Origin of the sequence: Mesorhizobium sp. M1328, from assembly GCF_040318075.1 — a bacterium.
Taxonomy (GTDB): domain Bacteria; phylum Pseudomonadota; class Alphaproteobacteria; order Rhizobiales; family Rhizobiaceae; genus Mesorhizobium.
On record NZ_JAMYLO010000029.1, the window covers coordinates 38157 to 56197 of the forward strand.

Consider the following 18041-nt stretch of genomic DNA (forward strand, 5'->3'; position numbering starts at 1 on the left):
CATGCCGATCAGTAGTCGTTTGATCGTTTGTCATCCGCATTGGTCGGTTTTTTGGAGATAGCGCGCCGCAAGGTGTCGTTGATCCGATCCTGCCAGCCCGGCCCATCTTCCTGGAAATGGTCCAGCACGGCCCTATCGATCCTAATCGAGACAAGCTCTCTGACATTTGGAGCAGCCGCCGTTTCGCGAACCGGCACCGCCGGCTTCTTGATCGGCTTGAAGGCGGCTTCGGCGGCTGCCATCGGATTTGTGGGTCGGCGTGGAGGATTTGCCATTTTATGATCCTGACTGGTCATAATGCTTGTCGAGCGGGACTGTGCGAATGCGCAACCATAACCCATGTGCCGCAGGCCACCGAACGATGGGACAAAAAAGAAAAAGGCCGGACGACAGGCCGGCAGGATAGGCAAAGGTGACTTTAGGGGCCGGTCAAAAGCCCGCAGTCCTTTGGGCCTATTCTCGGCCAACCATCTCAGAGAGGGAATCAAGCATGTCGGCAGCACCCTCCAACATTCCATCCATCTGGTCGGAAGCGCATGGTTCAATGCTTCGACTATCAGTCGCAGACTACACTCACAAGGAAACGGATATTCGACTCACTTGCGGATTACCCATTGATCACGCAGCGTCCAATATGTCCGACTCCGCCTCAAGAATTCCCACAGGTAGGGACAGCGATCTCGCGATCCGATCCCGATAGCCCTTATTGTACCTCAGACCCGACTCGATGTTTTGAATTTCCTCAGCGGCTAGCCCGCACGCCACCGCCAGGTCCTCGATCGAATATCCAAGGTGCTCACGATAAGCGCGGATGATGTGGGTCCCCTCTGACATAGCCGTTAAGACTGTCTCGGGAATGCGCGAATCCTTCATAGACACCTCCAAAAAGAACAGGATGCCCGCTACAATCGGGAGATTTCCTCCCGACCTGGCGCTCCCAGCAAATCAAATAAATGAGCGTCGATTCGGCCGGATCGGCCTCGTCATGGAATGGGCCACCTGAAATTGGCAGCCGGATCGGAATATGGCGGCTTGCCTGGTTCTGATCAAGTCCAAGATCCTGCCTGCCCAAATCACTCCCTGCGCGATCCTTCGCGGCTCATCATCGCCAATGGGTCCTTGAACAGGAACTCGAACTCGCCCATGCCGCCGCGACCAGTGGCTTTATGCGGCACAATCCACCGAGCCCGACCACTGCAGCGCTGTTAACCAAATTTTTTAACCCGCCAATGCTATTCGCGAGACTGAAGGGATGAGGTGACCGATGGGTGATTCAAACATAAGCGCGTTTCCGCTGCATCGGCGGCGGAAATTGGTCGAAGGGATCGCCCGGGTCCTGGAATCCAAGAACGGGGAGGACGCGAATGCCTTCTGGCGCAGCACCGCCAAGACAATTCTCGTTCAACTGTCCGAATCAGGAATCGCACCCGAGGTCGCCGAACAGGAAGTTGGAACGCTTCTTCATGTTGTCTTAGCCGACATAGCCACCCGCAGCGCTGCGAAACTTGCACGATAGCATCGGCTCACCAGGAAGGATCGCCGCGTGGAGACACCCTGGGACTCCGCAAGCGTGCCACCACTGCATCCCGTCAAATGCAAGGCTTCTACGCCGAAACAGCACAATGCGCCCAATTGCCGACGCTCAGCGCCAAGACAATGAACGACCTATTTGGGCCGACAGCGGACTAGCAGCTTCAGGCTGCGGTTCTTCAGGAGCGGACATTCAGGAGCGGACATTCAGGTCGGCTCGGGCATAGTCGTGACCTGACCCAATCCTGACCTTCCGGGACCCATTTTCCTTCCAGAAACCGGACATTGGGCCCAACCAGCGCTCGTGACCCGAAGGCGACCTTCATTTCCTAGAAGCGCGTATGACTGCTCTTAGACGAAAAGCCGGCATTTGATGGATGCTGTGCTTGGAGGCGGGTAATGAAGCGTCATAGCACTGTCGGCATGATAGGCGCCGTCGGCTTGCTTCTCGCCGCTGTGTTTGATTGCCTGTTGCCTTCCACTGATGAACGAGTCGACTAGGACCTTTTTTTTGCTGTGACGGCACCGAATTGGTCATTAGATAAGTTGTCATGTCCGACCCACGCATCGACAGGGGCGATGACGGGCGCAATTCCAAAGATGTGGAACTGGTCCGCCGCGCGTTGGCGCGCGACGCGGACGCATTACGAACCATCATGCAGATGCACAACCAGCGCCTCTACCGTATCGCGCGTGGATTGGCCGACGACGACAGCGAAGCCGAGGACATCGTTCAGGAAGCCTATGTCAACGCCTTCGCCCACTTTGCCGAGTTTCGAGGAGAATCGGCATTGTCGACATGGCTCTGCAGGATCGTCGTCAACGAGGCATTAGGACGCTTGCGAAGGAGTCGGCGCGCGACAGCTTTTGCAAAATCCGCGGCACGGGCCAATGCCGAAGTCATACAGTTTGCTCTCGACAAGCATTCCGGGGACGCAGAGCGAACGGTGGCGCAACGACAAATCCTGAGCTTGGTCGAACAGGCAACCGATAGGCTGCCCCCCGCCTACCGCGTTGTTCTTATTGCCCGAGCAATCGAAGGACTCTCTAATGACGAGACAGCGGAACTGCTCGGCGTGCGTCCCGAGACAGTGCGGACGCGGCTCCATCGCGCTCGCCGTCTCCTTCGCCAAGAGCTAGACGAGCAGATTGGCCCCGTGCTGCTCAATGCCTTCCCCTTCAAGGGCCGACGCTGCGAGCGACTAATCGACACCGTTATAGATCGCCTTCGTTTTCCAGCCTGACTGCGTGACGGAAGGTCTTTCTGCGCCTCTCTCTCCCATGCCGGCAGAAGGTCCATGCTCTATCGATCGATCGGTTTTCGCGCCGGACGCGGGAACGTTTTGACGGTTCGGTCATCCAATATTGTCAGCCAGATTCGGTAGCCACGCAATCGGGACGTCGCCGAACGGGTAGACCAACTGGAAAACAATATTCGGGAGGACAAGGCAGTGTCAGCACGGTTCAATCGTATTGGTGTCTCCTTGGTCATTCTGGTCTCCGCGGCTTTGATTCCGGCCGCTGCCCAGACGGGCGCAAAAGGATCGGTCAGCGGAAAGGATTTTGACGCCGCCGCGGCCGAGCAGGCCAAGCGATATCTCAAGGAAGGTCGCGAGACTTTCCGTTTCGATACCTTTGGTAGCGAGGAGTTTTGGGGCGGCAAGCTCAAGCTCCATGAGGCGATCGCCGGGGAGAAACTGGGCGGGGTCGGACCTGGCCTCAGTCCGGAAATGGCTCTCGAACTTGGCCTCAAGGTCGATGTCAATGCAATTCCGAAGGATGTGGCTGCAGCTCTCGACAAAGGTGAGGTCGACCTTACCGATCCTGCAAGCACGCTTCTCCTGCTCAAAGCCAATGCCGTTGTCGGGGTGACCGGGTTCTTCGCCGAGGACGGAAAGACGCTGACTTCGGTCGGCATACAATGTGCCGTGTGCCATTCGACCGTTGACGACGCATATGCGCCAGGCATCGGGCATAGGCTGGACGGCTGGCCGAACCGCGACCTCAATATAGGCGCTGTCGTTGCATTGGCGCCTGACCTCACGGCGTTCACCGAAATGCTGCAGATATCCGAAGCGGAGGTGAAGAAGGCGGTGGAAGCATGGGGCCCTGGCAAATTCGATGCTGAACTGAACCTCGACGGCAAGGCATTCCGGCCGGACGACAAGACGGCCGCCACGCTCAATCCACCCGCCTTCGGATTGGCCGGCGTGAACAACCATACATGGACCGGAGCCTGGGGCACGGTGAGCTACTGGAACGCCTATGTCGGCAATCTCGAAATGCACGGCAAAGGCGTTTTCTACGATCCGCGCCTGGACGATGCAGAGAAGTATCCGGTCGCAGCGAGAACGAAACAGGGCCACAAGCAGGACGAGGAAGACCGGATCACGGCGAAGCTGCCGGCGCTTCACTTCTATCAGCTTTCGCTGCCGACCCCGAAGCCGCCCGAGGGCGCCTTCGACAGTGCGGCGGCGGAGAAAGGCGAGGCACTTTTCAACGACAAGGCCAAATGCGGCACTTGCCACGTGCCGCCACTATTCACCGAGCCGGGATGGAACCTGCATACGGCCGATGAGATCGGGATCGACGATTTCCAGGCAATGCGATCCCCGGACGAGCGTTACAGGACGGCATCGTTGCGTGCACTTTGGAACACGGAAAAAATCCACAAGGGCGGTTTCTACCACGACGGGCGGTTCGCCACCCTCAATGAAGTCATCAAGCATTATGACGACCATCTGGGCCTTGATCTGACCGATCAGGAAAAGAGTGATCTGATCGAGTACCTCAAGTCGATTTGACCCAGCACTTGACGGCGTCGGCGTTGCGCTCGGCGTATTTGTATTTGCTCTTGAAGGACTCTTCCCTATCGCCATCACCGAGGCCAAGACGGTTACAGAGGGCAGGCACATCATTCGCGCTGAAATCGGCAGTGGCCGATGCGGCCTCATGACGGAGCTGCTTGATCAGCGCCGACCAATACTGCGGCTTGCTCTCTCGACTCACTCCCTGCCCCCTCGAGAGGATAGTACCCTCTAGCGCTCGTCGCATCCGACGATCTAAATTATTGCTAACCTTAGATCGTCCGCAGTGATTAATGCGAGCGCTTCTTCGAAGACAGTGGTCAATGTTCCAACACGGTTAAACACCCCGACACCGTGTTGCTTTCGCTCGACGAGGCCTTCGCGTTGGGAAAGCTCGTTAACGAGCATCTCTCGGAGCGGAACTGGCCCGCAAGCAGACAGGAGGGCAGTGATTCCAAACGATATGACAACTGTGGACGAACTGTGGGACGTGGGGTTTTCGACAGCGACTGTCGATTGCCATACGGCGTCAGTGTCTGGCAGGAGCCTGCGGCTGCTCAACGGCCGGCATCGTACCTAATCATAATCTTCGAGTATGGTGGATCAGCCGATGCGGGAGGCGAGCACGGGAGGTCGAGTCATGGGTGTCACCTTCAAGGGCGAGAGCGCCGACTATCGCGCCGCGCGCGACAGGCTCTTGCAATCCGAAATCGCGCTGCGCCGGCAGATGGAGGCAGTAGCCGCCGAGCGACGTGCTCAGCCGCCTGGGCCGTTGGTCGAGATGGATTATCAGTTCGAGCGAATCGGCGCGGACGGCAAGCCGCAGAAGGTGAGGCTGTCGGACCTGTTTGCACCAGGCACGACATCGCTGTTGATTTACAACATGATGTTCCCACGCCACGCGCTGGACGATCGGCCGCAGCCCTCGACCGGCCTTTTTGCCGACCTGCCTCGTGAGGAAACGCCATGCCCTTCCTGCACGGGTTTGCTCGACCAGTTGAACGGCGCGGCGCACCATTTCTGTGCCGCCGGCTTCAATTTTGCGGTGGTCACGCAAGCGCCCGTGGAGCGCGCACAGGCTTTTGCAAACCAGCGCGGCTGGAGGAACCTCGACATGCTTTCGGCTGTCGGCACAACGTTCAAGCAGGATTTCAACGCACTGTTTGAGGACGGGCAACTCGCCCCGATGACCCATGTCTTCCAGAAGACGCCAGATGGTATCCGCCATTTCTGGTCGTCCGAAATGATGTACGCCGAGTCCGATCCTGGCCAGGATCCGCGCCAGCAGGGCACGATCGAGCCGCTGTGGAACATGATGGACCTGATGCCCGAGGGCCGGCCGGACTTCGATGAACAGGTGGAATATGCGGGACAGGATGTTGCGAATGAGAGCTGACCCCTCTGCGACTTGCTGATCCGGGACATTTCGTCGGCTCTGTCGCAAACCCGGTGGTAGGGTCATGAACAGCCATGTTCCCGCCGGACACATGGTTCGTCTCCATGCCGCCCTCCGCAGCCGTAGCGCTCGACGCGAGCCTGCGAATTGTAGCGTCTCACCAGAAAGCGCTACTAAGGATTCGGTTTGAGAATTGCTGGTTGGCGGTGCCCGATGAAGTGCACCTTGGCAAAGGGCACACTGGGCGCCATTTCCCGACATTGCATTGATGCTTCGGCTGCAACCAATTCATGAAGCCTCTCCCTACGAGGCGAAGGCGGCCGGGGCAGGACCGCCTGCAAGGGGCTTCTCCGCTGACTTGCAGGATTGGCAGCATAGGTTCGCCTCATTGCGATTCCTTGGCCGCGAAATGCCTGCGCAGCTCTTCGACGAGGACGCGGGCATTCTCCGAATAGTCGATCGGGACGTCCACCAGATGGACGCCGCCTCCCTTGAAGGCTTCCTCCAGCGTTGGAACCAGCTCCTCCGCTGCGCCGACGCGGGAACCGCTGGCCCCGTACGACTCGGCGTAGCGGACGAAGTCGGGATTGCCGAATGTGAGCCCGAAGTCCGGAAATCCGTCGACCGCCTGCTTCCAGCGGATCATGCCGTAGGCGGAATCGTTGAGGATCATCACGACAAGGTTAAGCCTCAAGCGAACGGCTGTCTCGAGTTCCTGGGAGTTCATCATGAAGCCGCCGTCACCGCATACCGCCATCACGCGGCGCTCGGGATAGAGGAGCGACGCCATGATCGCCGACGGCAATCCCGCCCCCATGGTCGCGAGCGCGTTGTCGAGCAGCAGCGTGTTCGCATGATGGGTGCGGTAGTTGCGGGCGAACCAGATCTTGTACATGCCGTTGTCCAGGCAAACGATGCCGTCCTCGGGCATGACCGTTCTGACGTCGTGTACGATGCGCTGCGGCTTGATCGGGAAACGATCCTCCAGGCTGCGCTCGTTGATCCGCGACAGAATCGTCTGACGAAGCTCGATGATCTTCGTGTCGGGGCTGAGCCGACCCTCGAGCCGATCGGCGAGCACGGCCGCGGTCGTGCCGATGTCGCCAACCACTTCGGCGTCGGGGTGGAACACCTGTTCGACTGTCGCGGACGTAAACCCGATATGGATAACTTTCGGGCCGCCCTCGTCGCGCATCAGAAATGGCGGCTTTTCAACCGTGTCGTGTCCGATGGCGATGATCAGGTCCGAAATTTCGATCGCATCATGGACATAATCGCGCTCGGAAAGTGCTGCCGTTCCGACATAGAGGTTTGAACCGCCGTCGACCGCCCCCTTGCCCATCTGCGTATTGAAGAACGGGATGCGCATCCGCCGCACGAAGTCCGACAGCGAACCAACCAGCCGGGGGCGATTTCCGGCCGCGCCGATCATGATCAGCGGACGCTTGGCCGCCAGTATCATCTGCGCCGCACGATCAATCGCGTCGGGATGAGCGATGGGACGTTCAAGCGGATGCACCGGAATGAGTGAAACCAACGGGATCTGCTCGGCCGCGACATCCTCGGGGAGCTCCAGGTGAACTGGCCCTGGACGCTCTTGCGCAGCAACCCTGAAAGCATCGCGCACCACGGTCGGAATGCTGTGCGGGCTGACAATTTGCCGCGTCATCTTGGTCAGCGGCCGCATTGATCCGATCACGTCGACGATCTGAAAACGGGCCTGCTTGGCTGTAAGTATTGGCTTCTGCCCGGTGATCATGATCATCGGCATTGCGCCCAGATGGGCATAGGCCGCGGCGGTCGAGAAATTGAGCGCGCCGGGTCCAAGCGTCGAAATGCAAACGCCGGGCCGCCCGGTCAGCCGTCCATGCGTGGCCGCCATGAAGCCGGCCGCCTGCTCATGCCGCGTTGTGATCAATTCGATCCGCGAGGTGCGCAACGACTCCAGGACGTCGAGATTTTCCTCGCCGGGGACACCGAAGATCCGATCCACTCCCTCATTCTCGAGGGCGGCAACGAGGAGGTCAGAGCCCTTTTTCAAATTTCGGCATCCTTGTGGTTGAAGCGGGACCCAAATGAACGGATCGATCCTAAGCGAAACTGACAATGCTTTGGACCTACTCTATCTCAACGGGGCGGGTATTGTGACCGGAGCGAAGGGGCACTCGCGGATTGTTGTTCAACTTTGTCGAAGGTAGGTTAGCCCGATGAACGACCGCATCCATGATCGGTGGCCGGACATACCGTATGGTCCTTGGCGCGGTACCTGCTCCGCGCTGCATCTTTGTTCCCAGATCATAGGGAAATATCGGCTTGCGCGCACGCCCTGGGTGAACCATTCGTGGCACGCGACCCTCTATCCTAATGCTCGCGGCTTCACGACCGGGCTCGTGCCTGATGGAGCTGGCGGGATCGAGCTCAGCCTCGACCTGGTTGACCATCAGGTGGTCGGAGCGGCCACCGACGGACGCACTGCCCGATTTCCGCTCGAGCCGATGTCGGTCGCTTCCTTCCATGCTCACGCATTAGACCTCGTTCGCAGCCTCGGCGGGACGGCGGAGCTGAACGGCATGCCGAATGAAATCCCGAACGCGATTCCGTTCGCAGAGGACCGGGCCGAGCGGCCCTACGATGCCGATGCCGTCGCGCGCTTTTTCAAGGCAAGCATAGCGGTGACAGCCGTACTCCAGACCTTCCGCACCGCTTATCTCGGCAAGGTCAGCCCGGTGCACCTGTTCTGGGGGAGCTTCGATCTCGCAGTGACGCGCTTTTCCGGGCGGCGAGCGCCCCTGCACCCGGGTGGCATTCCCGCCCTGCCCGACGAGGTCACCCGCGAAGCCTACAGTCATGAGGTTTCGTCGGCTGGCTTTTGGCCGGGCGGTGGAGCGGTCGACTTTCCCGCCTTCTATTCCTATGCCTATCCGGCACCGGCTGGCTTCGCCGCGGCAAAGATCCTTCCCGACGCCGCATACTTACGAAGCGAGCCTTGGAGAATTCCTGCTGCCTTATGACGCGGTGCGCGGAGCAGCCGATCCGGAAGCGATCCTCATGGGTTTTCTCGAGAGCACCTATCGCGCCGCTGCCGACCTCGCGGAATGGGATGCCGCCGCTCTCGAATGCGCAATCGGACAACCTCGCCGACCACGGCGCCTGTAAGTGCCTTCTCGCCCAACGTTCGTAACGGATTGCCCTAGGACCTCGAAAGCGACACTGGCTGAGAGCTGTACGTGCACTTACAGCCGCAGAACTAAACAGCTGGCGATCGTCAAACGAGCGAATTGCGCGGATATCGTTGAAGAAGTCGGCTCGTAGTCGCGATTCACATCAATGCGTTCGAAGGTTTGGCGCGCCAGAGAAGATGAGGAAACTGGATAGTCAGGGTCCGAGCTATGAAGTGGGAAGCCTGTTCCCGCTGCCAAGACGAAGCGACTCGCAATCGCACGGTGGTGGCGGTCGCACGCCGGCGTGCCAGGCGACTTTCCGCGCGCACGCGAGCTGTCAGAGGATCCCCCACGCCCGGTAACGTCCCCTGCCCGTGATCTCGCGCAGGCCGAGTTCGGCGACGAGATTAAGCGCGCCGCGTGTACTTAACTTCAGCTCCTTTTCGATCATCGCCGTGGAGACGAGCGGCCGGGCGAGCACCAGCTCGACCAGTTGCGGCAGCTTCGAATGCCCCCGCCGGCCGCGCAGGCGCCGAGCCATCTGCTCCCGGGCGAGCACCACCAGCCGGTCGTGTTCCTTCAGCCCGGCGACGGCCGCTTCAGTGACGCCCTCCAGAAACCCGATCAGCCGCGCCGTCCTGTCGCGGGCGCGCCGCCTTTCGCGCGGAATGGCGCGCAGCCCGGTGTTGAGACAGACGAGGTGTGCGCTCGTTTTTCGGACCTGCCTGAGCATGGCGCCGACGAGCAGGTGTCCGAGCCAGGGCAGATGCTGCAGCGGTTCTTTTGTTTCCCACGCATCCCATAGCAGGGCGGCGCTCAGCACGGGCGGCTGGCCAGTGGTCCGGTTCAACATAGCCCGCCAGTCCGACAGCCGTTCCTCCTCGTCCCAGTCGGGATCGTAGACGAGCGGATTTTTTTCGTCCGTCGGGACCTGTTGCGGTCGCGAAACCGGCGCGGCGGCGAGCCCGTCGAGCACGTTGCGCGTGCGATCGAGCAGCGCATCGATGGCAGCAAATTCGGCGCCGAGGCCATCGTTCAGATCGTCGTTGGCCGACTCGCCCGCCTCTTCATCACCGGCGCCCTCCGCTGCCGTCGCATGACGCTCCGGTGGCAAAGCGTTCTGGGCGCTAGCGCCACGCCCGCGCAATTGGCTTAGGCCGTTCGGGCTCAGCGCCCAGTCCGGCCTGTTGGCAACAATCAGCCGCCGTGCCCGCAGCACCGCATGGGCACGGGTGAGCTCGTGGGTCGGCGTGCGGATGTCCATGTGGGTGTCGTGTAGGACCCAGATCCTCGACATGGACAAGCTCGCCCTCGAGCCACAGCGCGGCGGCGGCGTCGTAGAAATGCGTGCGCGCGACAAAACCTTCGCGCACCGGACTTCTGGCCAGCCGCTCATCGAGGCGCGCCAAAGAATCCTCTGCGGTGACGAGCGGTCCCGCGAGGTCGCGCCACGGGATTGCATTGGTACGGTCAAGGTCAAAAAGAGTCATCGGGCGTCGTTCCGGCCTTCGCTCTGGCGCTGCCAATTGAAATTCTTAGGCAAAAATCGGCGCACCCGCTTGCGGCCCGTCTCCAGCCTCTCTTGATGCAAACTGGTGACGTCGTAAGCCATTGATATCGCTTTAGCCGATTCGACTTGCTGAAGCTATCTTGCACTTTGCTTCATTCACACCGGGTCTTCCTTGGGACAACCCTCACTATCGATAATTACCTCTTATCGATACTTAGATAATACCATCCGCAAATTCTAATACTATTGGGTTTTGTTCCTGCTGAGCCCATCAAAAACAAGAGTGCGTTTTCGATCATCGCCTCAGAGGCGCTTTTTTTGCGGGATACGCCCAAATGGAGTCCAGTTGGGTCCTCACCCGCCGCAACGAAGTAGGTAGCGCGGATGTGGGGAAAGGCGGTAGCGTTCTACTGACTCGAGCCCGACCGTTTCTTAGGTCGCGCCTACCGTTTTGCACGCCCTCCCCTGCACGGCCGTGACGGAAGGTTGAACCCGTCGGGCGGCTTGCTAGGTTCCAGACTTAGGTGGTAACCCGGCATGAACACGGCACTGCTTTTGATGGCTCAGTATGGTGGTCAGGCCATCATCCCGATCGATGACGTCTGCCGAGACTATTTCTCCCACCTGACGCCGCAGAAATTGATTCAGCATTGGCATCCTCGGCTATGGCCATATCGGCAAGATGCTTGCCCTTCGCGCCAGAGCTTTTGGCGCATTGCGCCTGTTGAATACCCATCCTTGTCAAGCCGGATTGGGTTCCATAAGCGCGTCAGTCGAACCCCAAGGCTGCCCCAACAGCGGGCTGGATTGGCCGATCCGCGGGGCGGTGAAACGCAGTGCAGGGCGCCGTGATTTTCCCGATCCGTCATTGCTGCGACGAACTTTGCGCCTAGAGTAGTGGCACATGCCGCAGCATGGAGAGTTCTCATGCGCCGCCTCTTCCGCTTTATCGCACTCGCCGCCAGCCTTGCCGCCTTCCCGGCCGACGCGCAGGAACGTCAGGTCTACAGTCTCCCGCAGGGCGCGCATCCCCATGACGTCGCGCCCGCGCCCGACGGAGACATCTGGTACACGGCCCAGCAACAGGGGGCACTGGGTATTCTCGATCCCGAGACCGGCAAGGTTCGCCAAGTACCGCTTGGCGAAGGATCCAGCCCTCACGGTGTCATCCAGGGTCCGGACGGTGACGCGTGGATAACCGATGGCGGGCTCAACGCGATCGTGCGCTTCGACTCGACAACCGAGGAAATCAAGGTGTGGGCGCTTCCGCAGGACGTCGGCTACGCCAATCTCAATACTGCCGCGTTCGAAGGCGACGGCCTCCTCTGGTTCACCGGGCAGAGCGGAATCTACGGAAGGCTCGACCCTGCGACGGGCGACATGAAAATTTTCCACGCTCCAGAGGGCCGCGGCCCCTACGGGATTACTGCGACCCCCAACGGAGACGTCTACTTCGTGTCGCTCGCCGGCAGCTATCTGGCAAGCATCGACCGCAAGAGCGGTGAAGCTCGAGTGATCGAGCCTCCGACCCCGGACCAGGGGGCGCGCCGCGTGTGGTCGGACAGCCGGGGACGGCTTTGGATTTCGGAATGGAACGCGGGACAGGTATCGGTCTACGACCCCCATGACGGCGGCTGGAACGCTTGGCGTTTGCCCGGCGACCTTCCTCGCACCTATGCGGTCTATGTGGACGAGCGCGACATTGTCTGGCTCTCCGATTTCGGAGGGAATGCCGTGCACGCGTTCGATCCGCAGACAGACAAGTTTACGACGTACCCCAAGTCCACGGAAAACGCTGATGTCCGCCAGATCAATGGCCGCCGCGGAGAGGTTTGGCTGCCAGAATCTGGGGCCGACCGGCTGGTCGTGATCCGCACCGTCTCCGCCAAGTGAGGCGGTCCCAGCCGCGGCTTCATTAGCGCCAGCATGGCGAAGTTCGGTCTCCCCGTCCTTCCTCCGCGCTGCTAGCGCCGCGCTCCGTGCAGGATCGACGCGGATCCGCATCCGCGGATCGGCGCCGCCCCTTTTGCGGCGGCTCATTCCGTCAACGCTGTGCGCTTCATTGCTATGACCGTAAAGGCGCTTTCGAGCACGCAGAGCGGCTTGGATAGGCTCTTGAGGTGAAAATGGCGAAATGGTTCGAGTCGACCGGCGACAGCTATTTCTCGCATATCAACCGCCAGAGCATCGAGGCCGTCATTCGGGAGGCGAAGGGTGATCAGGCCGCGCTTGCCGTCAAGGCGGCGGGCAAGAAGTTCGACGATCATTTGCATCGAGTTGTGGCTCATCTGGGGATCACGACCTGCACGGCCCCCACTCCGGTAACAACAGGCTGCAAAATTGGAACAGTCGTTTGGCCCTCTCCATAGCCCTTCAGATGCGTCTTTGATCATTGCCTGAGGAACGCGCCCGTGTAGGTCTGGCCAGCAAGCCTAACGGTTCCGGCGAGGGCTCCGTCGGACAGCATAACAAAACTGACCTCCGCGCCATTCGGTAGGCGCTCAAGCTTCAACGTAGTCCCCACAATTCTTCCAGCGCCGGCGGCCTCCCCCGGATAGTTGTCGCCCAGATTTCCCCACGCATAGGTGACCGTCACCTTCCCATCGGAAGAAATCGTCTGAACAGCAAGTTTGGCGTCATACATCCCATCCAGTCGTCCGGCCCATAGACCCGAAAAAGCAGCGTACTTTGTTGGAACGCCCTTGCCAGGGGGAGTGACCGCCACGGTTTGATGCATGATTGCTGAGCCGGAAGGAACCAAGGCAGGTTGGGGAGGAATGGCACCAGGTTCTAACGCAGGTTCGAGAGTGGCCGGTTGCGACGTTTCAGGAGCCGATTGGCACGCGGCTAGGGCAAGTGCCGCGAAGCCAAGCATTGCGTTGCACATTCGGTGTGCCATCTTCTGGTGCCCCGGCCATCTTTGAATCTAGCGCAGGCCGACCTTATCGCGCGTTTTCACAAGCTGTGTCTACGCAAGGTAAGTCATACGACAGCGGGTCGTCGAAGAACCCGCAGCGGTCGTGAGTGAATGCCTCTATTCGTCGCCCAAGTAGCGGCCTGGAGCGCCATTCGCCCGGCATCCGCTGGTTCATTAGGAGTTGAGCGGGAGGATCAGCAGTTGACCTTCCAGATCACATAGTGAGGCCGTTGCGACTGTATTCCTGAACCTTCGACAAACGAGTACACGCCGGTCGAACGGACTCACCAAGCTGCTGAATGAACGCTCTAGATGCATTCGACAGGCGTTTGACCGACGAAAGCTTAAGCCCCCCAAGATGCCGCGGCCTATTTCAAGTGCTGCGAGGCGAGTATGATCGACGCGTTGGTGCCAGGCTTCTGAATGATAATCACGACGATGGTAGTCATTCTCGACGATACAAGAGTTGCTGCCACTTATTCGGACAGGAGCTACCGGTTCGATTGAACCGGTAGCGGTGAACGGAAGGGGCACAAACACCCTTCGGCCGCGATTTCGCCAATAGCAATACCGCAGAAACGTGCCACCTTGGCGGAGGATCTGCGCCCTCCGAAGGCAGAAGTTACAGGTTCAAATCCTGTCGGGTGCAGCATTGCACAGTTCGCTTGCCGACAACTATTCCTGCTGGAATTGACAGGGCCAATCTTCAGGCCTCGTCAAGCCAGAAGGCAACTCGGTCCGGGCGTCTCCGCAAGCCATGTTGAGCTGCCACTGGGACAGACCCGCCGAATTGGAAAGATCGACGCCCTCGATACGGGTCAGAAAGAAAAAGGCGCGGTCAAAGTCTATCGGCGCGGTGGACGTCGCTCCTCGGAAGTCCGCCCGTGCGAGATTGGCAAACGAGAAGCGGCTGCCGCTGATATCGGCGTCATGGAACTGCGCACGCCCCAATTCTGCCTTTGTGAAATCAACATTGGTCAGATTGGCGCCCTGGAAATTCGAGCGCTGTATTTCCGCGCTCGCAAACACAGCGCCCTGCGCGTCCATACGGCTGAAGTCGGTCCTGTAGGCCTCGATTCTGTCGAACCGGGCGCCTTTGGCGGTCGAGTCGGCCAGGGAAGCACGCACAAGCGTTGCCTTCTCAAGATTTGCCGCAAGGAGATTGCTGTTCCTGAGGTCGGTCGAAGTGAAATCAACACCGAACAGGTTCGCCCCGCTCAGGTCCTGTCCTTCTAGGATGAGAAGCTTCTTGTCACACTCGTGCCAATTGACGCCAGGCGTCGCGGCTGCGTGGCAATTGTGAGCAGCAGTGGCGTTCTGCCAAGCAAACACAGTGCAAACCGCTAGAACCAAGCCGGATGCGCCGTAAGCTCTGGTTCGCCTCAAAGTCATTGTTGCTGGACCTCTGCTACTCGCCGACACTCAACCTTACCACATCTGCTGACACTCGAGCCACGGTGACCACCGCCGTCACAGTTAGCGCATTTCTCATATTCAAGCTTTGATGTTGATCAACCGATCAACCCGCGCGTAGGGCGCGATTTGCGAGCGCCTCCCCATATCATCGGCGGTCCAGCAGAGATTCATTTGTCACCGGCCAGGCGCATCATTCCGTAGGTATGCTTGACTAAGCCGAGGAGAGCGGTCGTTCAGGCTGGCGAAGTCGCGTGCCAAGATTGGCCTCCGCTCTGGACGTTTGTCTCGCTAATTGGGAGCCTGCTCGGGTGCTGACCGCCACCGCCGGCGTCCGCTGCCGACAAGCGTGAATCCGCTTGGTTCCGCACCGATCGGTACTTCCCGACGGCGAGGTTGACCCGGCACGGGGTGCTCGTCGCATATCCTGATTCCGCTGTCGCATGAACCCCACGACTTCGCTTAGCGAAGCCGAAGTTGATCTCTGCCATCTACAAGGTCGAAGCATCAACCCCGCATATTTGTGTCGTAAGCTGACGTGCCGCGAATACGCCTTTTTCGGTTGGCGGGCTTTATGGCGGACGCGCAACCTATTCTTGTATTTTTATCAACGTAAACAATGTCGTATGGCGGAGAGGGAGGGATTCGAACTCCGCGCTTGGAAAAGCGTCCCTCGGCGGTATCCCTCTACCGACTCGAACCGCGACCGTTTCTTAGGTCGCGCCTACCGTTTTGCACGCCCTCCCCTGCCCGGCCGTGGCGGAAGGTTGAACCAGTTGGGCGACTGCTAGGTTCCAGACTGGAGGTAAGGTCGGCTCGCTAAAAGCACGGCAGGTGGCATGCGGCACATGCGCGACAACGGCGGCGGAGGGTTTGAGAGGGCCGGAGCCCCGAAAGCTTTCGGCAGTTCGAACGATATAGTCGAACGGCCGAAATCGGGGCGCAAAGCTGCCATTCGGCACAAAGATAACAAATAGCATCGGCGATCGGCTGAAGCCGCTCCTTGTCAGTCTGCTGGCGAACCGCGTAACCGGGACAGATTTCCGGGCGAAGGGGTTTGCAGGCGAGCGCGTTCGTGATTCACCCTATGCGTGACGCTACCACCGACTGATTCGTTTGAAGGCTGTCGCTCGCGGAACTCCGCGGGTTGGTTACTGCGCTGATCGGCGAAGTGCGCGGTCCAAACATGGTTCGAAGTGGTCGATCGCAGGGCCGCGTCGCACGGTGCAGAAGGCCATGCATCGTTGATTATGCGCAAACTGCTATCGCGCGCCTAGTCGGAACTCGCGCATCGAACAGTACATCACGTCTTCCGTCCCCAGCGCACCGGCGGCCTCCCCGCTCGCAATCCAAATAGACGTCTTTCAGCTGTTTGATTGGCATGTCAGCGTGAGCGAACGCGAGGTCCTGAGCGTCAGAAGCCGACAATGAAGCCGGACTGATTGCGATCAGCACGGTGCCGAGCGTCACAGGCGCGAGGGACTTAACAACTGACATGATCATTTTGAGATCCTCCCCAGCTCCCGTCGGTCAACATTCAGTCCTTGGGGTCGCAGGTGTAGTGCCGTTCGAAGGTCCCGTCCGCGCGCCGCTGCTTGTCGAAGCCGCGATGTAAGGCTCGATCGCGCGCTCGTGGACCAGCCAAAGGGGATCTCGGCCGAGGCGTAGCCACTGCCGGCGGCCAACCGTTTCGGGATCGAGGCCGAAGCGATCCTGGTGCGCTCGATCGTCGTGCCGGCCGCGCCTGCCTCCGCATGACGGATGGCGCGGCTTCGCAAATCGCACATGATTTCGTCACGTGAGATGCCGATGTCGCCAAGAACGTCATCGGGTAAACGGCTCAACTGGTCCGTTGCCGACAAGAGAGCTTTTCGCTCGGCGCGGAGGCGTAACCACCTGCGAAATGGACCAATGGCGGCAGCATGAATTATAACCATGATCAGATCGTCCCTTCATTGATCTGAATTGACCGGTACGGAACGGCGCGAACGGCACTCCGGGCGAGAGCGTCAGCCGTCCGCGAGGCAAATTAGGCGTAGTGGTCGATGGATTGGTTTTGCCGCGGCGTGCCCATACGGCGGGCGGTGGCTGGCCCCGGGCCACGCATGTAATAAAGCTCCGGGCGGTAGCGCGGCGCGACGAATTTGCGAAACCCCGCAGCAAGTTTTGTGACGGGAGCCAAGAATTTCATGACTGTTCCCTTTCCCTTCGCCGGCTTGCACACGAGCCGGCGGGCCTGACGTGCAACAAGGATATGACAGTCGAACCAGGCTCGGCTGTGGGAATTCCCACACCGGGGAAAACATTGGCGAAATCCGCTCCCAGTTTGCATCCCGGAAAGCGGGGCCTGCGGCCATCAAATTTCCTTGGATAGGGAGTAAGGTGAAGTACACTTGATTGAACAAGAGACCGTTGTGACAGGCTCTCTGGCCTTCATCTCAAGACTTTGCGATGCCGACCTCGCCGCGCTGACCAAACGGTGGCACGAGCGCAGCTATCGACACAACGAGCTAATCATTTCCCACGGCGACACTGGTCGCGATGTCTTCTTCCTGCTGGAAGGACGGGCTCGCGTGACACTGGTTTCAGCGGACGGCAGGGAGATAGCGTATCGCGATGTCGAACCGGGTGACATTTTCGGGGAGCTCGGAGGCATTGACGGGATTGCACGCTCTGCCAGCGTAGTCGCGCTGGAGGCAACCCGCGCTGCACGGCTGTCCGGCACAGCATTCCGGGATATCGTGATGACCCACCCGACTTTTGCCTGGATGCTGCTTGAGCATCTGTCTGCCCAGCTCCGGCGCATGACCGAGCGGGTATTCGAATACAGCACTCTGGTCGTGCGAAAACGGCTGATCGTCGAGCTCCTGCATCGGGCGGAGAAAGCCGCACTCGTGGACGGCGAGGTGTCCATAAGCCCGGCACCGACGCATTCCGAGCTGGCGGCAACGATGAGCACGCACAGGGAAGCGGTCTCGCGCGAAATGAGCGACCTCGCCAAGAGAGGCCTGATCGAAAAGCGCGGCAGCAGGTTATTGCTGCATGACGTCTCGGCACTACGGGCGCTGGTCGACAAGAAGGAATAGCGAAGGCTGTCGCTGCGGCGGGGGGCACCGCACGTTTCATACTCCTCGGCCGCAAGTGATTATTCCTTCCGGCAAACCGGGCAACCTAGCGTGCCAGCGCGCGGATCGGACTTTGATCGCTTCACCCCTTGCAAGAATCATGACTCGGCTTCTTGATGCGGGCACGGAACGTTATCCCCAGCCTGCTTGCAGACTTACAAGGGCGGATCGAAGGGTGAAGC

General features: G+C 59.8%; 15 protein-coding genes and 2 pseudogenes. 9 read left to right on the plus strand and 8 right to left on the minus strand.

Going from position 1 to position 18041, the window contains the following annotated elements; all coding sequences use genetic code 11:
- Positions 1–8: 8 nt before the first annotated feature.
- Together NKH23_RS31325 and NKH23_RS31330 are read right to left on the minus strand one after the other, a co-directional pair.
- Positions 9–275 (minus strand): BrnA antitoxin family protein, encoded by a 267-nt coding sequence (locus NKH23_RS31325; RefSeq protein WP_352721340.1) that lies wholly within the window; start codon positions 273–275, stop codon positions 9–11.
- Between the two features lie 343 nt (positions 276–618).
- Positions 619–873: a helix-turn-helix domain-containing protein gene (locus tag NKH23_RS31330; protein WP_352721317.1), complete on the minus strand. Its 255-nt coding sequence runs from the start codon at positions 871–873 to the stop codon at positions 619–621.
- A 391-nt stretch (positions 874–1264) separates the two neighbouring features.
- Here NKH23_RS31330 and NKH23_RS31335 point away from each other — a divergent pair, with 391 nt between their 5' ends.
- The 4 genes from NKH23_RS31335 (at position 1265) to NKH23_RS31350 (ending at position 5733) form a co-directional block, all read left to right on the plus strand.
- Positions 1265–1516: a DUF6074 family protein gene (locus NKH23_RS31335; protein ID WP_352917337.1), complete on the plus strand. Its 252-nt coding sequence runs from the start codon at positions 1265–1267 to the stop codon at positions 1514–1516.
- A 565-nt stretch (positions 1517–2081) separates the two neighbouring features.
- Positions 2082–2774: an RNA polymerase sigma factor gene (locus NKH23_RS31340; protein ID WP_352721319.1), complete on the plus strand. Its 693-nt coding sequence runs from the start codon at positions 2082–2084 to the stop codon at positions 2772–2774.
- A gap of 207 nt (positions 2775–2981) precedes the next feature.
- Entirely contained in the window at positions 2982–4334 is a 1353-nt protein-coding gene (locus tag NKH23_RS31345; RefSeq protein ID WP_352917335.1) for a hypothetical protein, read from the plus strand.
- A gap of 643 nt (positions 4335–4977) precedes the next feature.
- Complete coding sequence (locus NKH23_RS31350; protein ID WP_352721323.1) at positions 4978–5733, plus strand: DUF899 family protein; 756 nt, start codon at positions 4978–4980, stop codon at positions 5731–5733.
- Positions 5734–6118: 385 nt separating this feature from the next.
- Here NKH23_RS31350 and NKH23_RS31355 read toward each other — a convergent pair whose 3' ends face one another.
- Complete coding sequence (locus NKH23_RS31355) at positions 6119–7774, minus strand: acetolactate synthase large subunit (RefSeq protein WP_352721324.1); 1656 nt, start codon at positions 7772–7774, stop codon at positions 6119–6121.
- A 166-nt stretch (positions 7775–7940) separates the two neighbouring features.
- On the opposite strand from NKH23_RS31355, the pseudogene NKH23_RS31360 reads away from it, so the two are divergent.
- Positions 7941–8889, plus strand: a pseudogene (locus NKH23_RS31360) (DUF5996 family protein).
- A gap of 342 nt (positions 8890–9231) precedes the next feature.
- Here the strand turns inward: NKH23_RS31360 and NKH23_RS31365 are convergent.
- Positions 9232–10158, minus strand: a complete 927-nt coding sequence (locus NKH23_RS31365; RefSeq protein WP_353036337.1) for an RHE_PE00001 family protein — start codon at positions 10156–10158, stop codon at positions 9232–9234.
- A gap of 31 nt (positions 10159–10189) precedes the next feature.
- Between NKH23_RS31365 and NKH23_RS31370 the strand changes: the two genes are divergently transcribed.
- From NKH23_RS31370 to NKH23_RS31380, 3 genes and pseudogenes are all read left to right on the plus strand, one after another.
- Positions 10190–10480, plus strand: a complete 291-nt coding sequence (locus NKH23_RS31370; protein ID WP_352979814.1) for a hypothetical protein — start codon at positions 10190–10192, stop codon at positions 10478–10480.
- Positions 10481–10941: 461 nt separating this feature from the next.
- Positions 10942–11052 (plus strand): annotated as a pseudogene (locus NKH23_RS31375) (pyocin activator PrtN family protein); the annotation flags it as partial.
- Positions 11053–11331: 279 nt separating this feature from the next.
- Entirely contained in the window at positions 11332–12297 is a 966-nt protein-coding gene (locus tag NKH23_RS31380) for a Vgb family protein (protein WP_353036339.1), read from the plus strand.
- Positions 12298–12440: 143 nt separating this feature from the next.
- On the opposite strand, the gene NKH23_RS31385 is transcribed toward NKH23_RS31380, so the two are convergent.
- From NKH23_RS31385 to NKH23_RS31400, 4 genes are all read right to left on the minus strand, one after another.
- The gene (locus tag NKH23_RS31385; protein ID WP_352721331.1) at positions 12441–12677 is read right to left on the minus strand and encodes a hypothetical protein; all 237 of its coding nucleotides are present in this window, start codon (positions 12675–12677) and stop codon (positions 12441–12443) included.
- Positions 12678–12793: 116 nt separating this feature from the next.
- Positions 12794–13141, minus strand: a complete 348-nt coding sequence (locus tag NKH23_RS31390) for a hypothetical protein (RefSeq protein ID WP_352914147.1) — start codon at positions 13139–13141, stop codon at positions 12794–12796.
- A gap of 855 nt (positions 13142–13996) precedes the next feature.
- Entirely contained in the window at positions 13997–14713 is a 717-nt protein-coding gene (locus tag NKH23_RS31395; protein WP_353036341.1) for a pentapeptide repeat-containing protein, read from the minus strand.
- Between the two features lie 2050 nt (positions 14714–16763).
- On the minus strand, positions 16764–16925 hold the full coding sequence (locus NKH23_RS31400) for a hypothetical protein (RefSeq protein ID WP_167522729.1): 162 nt from the start codon (positions 16923–16925) through the stop codon (positions 16764–16766).
- A 223-nt stretch (positions 16926–17148) separates the two neighbouring features.
- On the opposite strand from NKH23_RS31400, the gene NKH23_RS31405 reads away from it, so the two are divergent.
- Positions 17149–17820: a Crp/Fnr family transcriptional regulator gene (locus NKH23_RS31405; RefSeq protein ID WP_029356805.1), complete on the plus strand. Its 672-nt coding sequence runs from the start codon at positions 17149–17151 to the stop codon at positions 17818–17820.
- The last annotated feature ends 221 nt before the right edge of the window (positions 17821–18041 follow it).

Excerpts from the sequence above, each read along its gene's own strand:
- NKH23_RS31370 (WP_352979814.1), top strand. The coding sequence starts at position 10,190 with ATGGACAAGCTCGCCCTCGAGCCACAGCGCGGCGGCGGCGTCGTAGAA.
- NKH23_RS31350 (WP_352721323.1), top strand. The coding sequence starts at position 4,978 with ATGGGTGTCACCTTCAAGGGCGAGAGCGCCGACTATCGCGCCGCGCGC.
- NKH23_RS31395 (WP_353036341.1), bottom strand. The coding sequence starts at position 14,713 with ATGACTTTGAGGCGAACCAGAGCTTACGGCGCATCCGGCTTGGTTCTA.
- NKH23_RS31330 (WP_352721317.1), bottom strand. The coding sequence starts at position 873 with ATGAAGGATTCGCGCATTCCCGAGACAGTCTTAACGGCTATGTCAGAG.
- NKH23_RS31380 (WP_353036339.1), top strand. The coding sequence starts at position 11,332 with ATGCGCCGCCTCTTCCGCTTTATCGCACTCGCCGCCAGCCTTGCCGCC.
- NKH23_RS31335 (WP_352917337.1), top strand. The coding sequence starts at position 1,265 with ATGGGTGATTCAAACATAAGCGCGTTTCCGCTGCATCGGCGGCGGAAA.
- NKH23_RS31385 (WP_352721331.1), bottom strand. The coding sequence starts at position 12,677 with ATGCAAATGATCGTCGAACTTCTTGCCCGCCGCCTTGACGGCAAGCGC.
- NKH23_RS31340 (WP_352721319.1), top strand. The coding sequence starts at position 2,082 with ATGTCCGACCCACGCATCGACAGGGGCGATGACGGGCGCAATTCCAAA.
- NKH23_RS31390 (WP_352914147.1), bottom strand. The coding sequence starts at position 13,141 with ATGCATCAAACCGTGGCGGTCACTCCCCCTGGCAAGGGCGTTCCAACA.
- NKH23_RS31365 (WP_353036337.1), bottom strand. The coding sequence starts at position 10,158 with ATGGACATCCGCACGCCGACCCACGAGCTCACCCGTGCCCATGCGGTG.
- NKH23_RS31325 (WP_352721340.1), bottom strand. The coding sequence starts at position 275 with ATGGCAAATCCTCCACGCCGACCCACAAATCCGATGGCAGCCGCCGAA.
- NKH23_RS31400 (WP_167522729.1), bottom strand. The coding sequence starts at position 16,925 with ATGAAATTCTTGGCTCCCGTCACAAAACTTGCTGCGGGGTTTCGCAAA.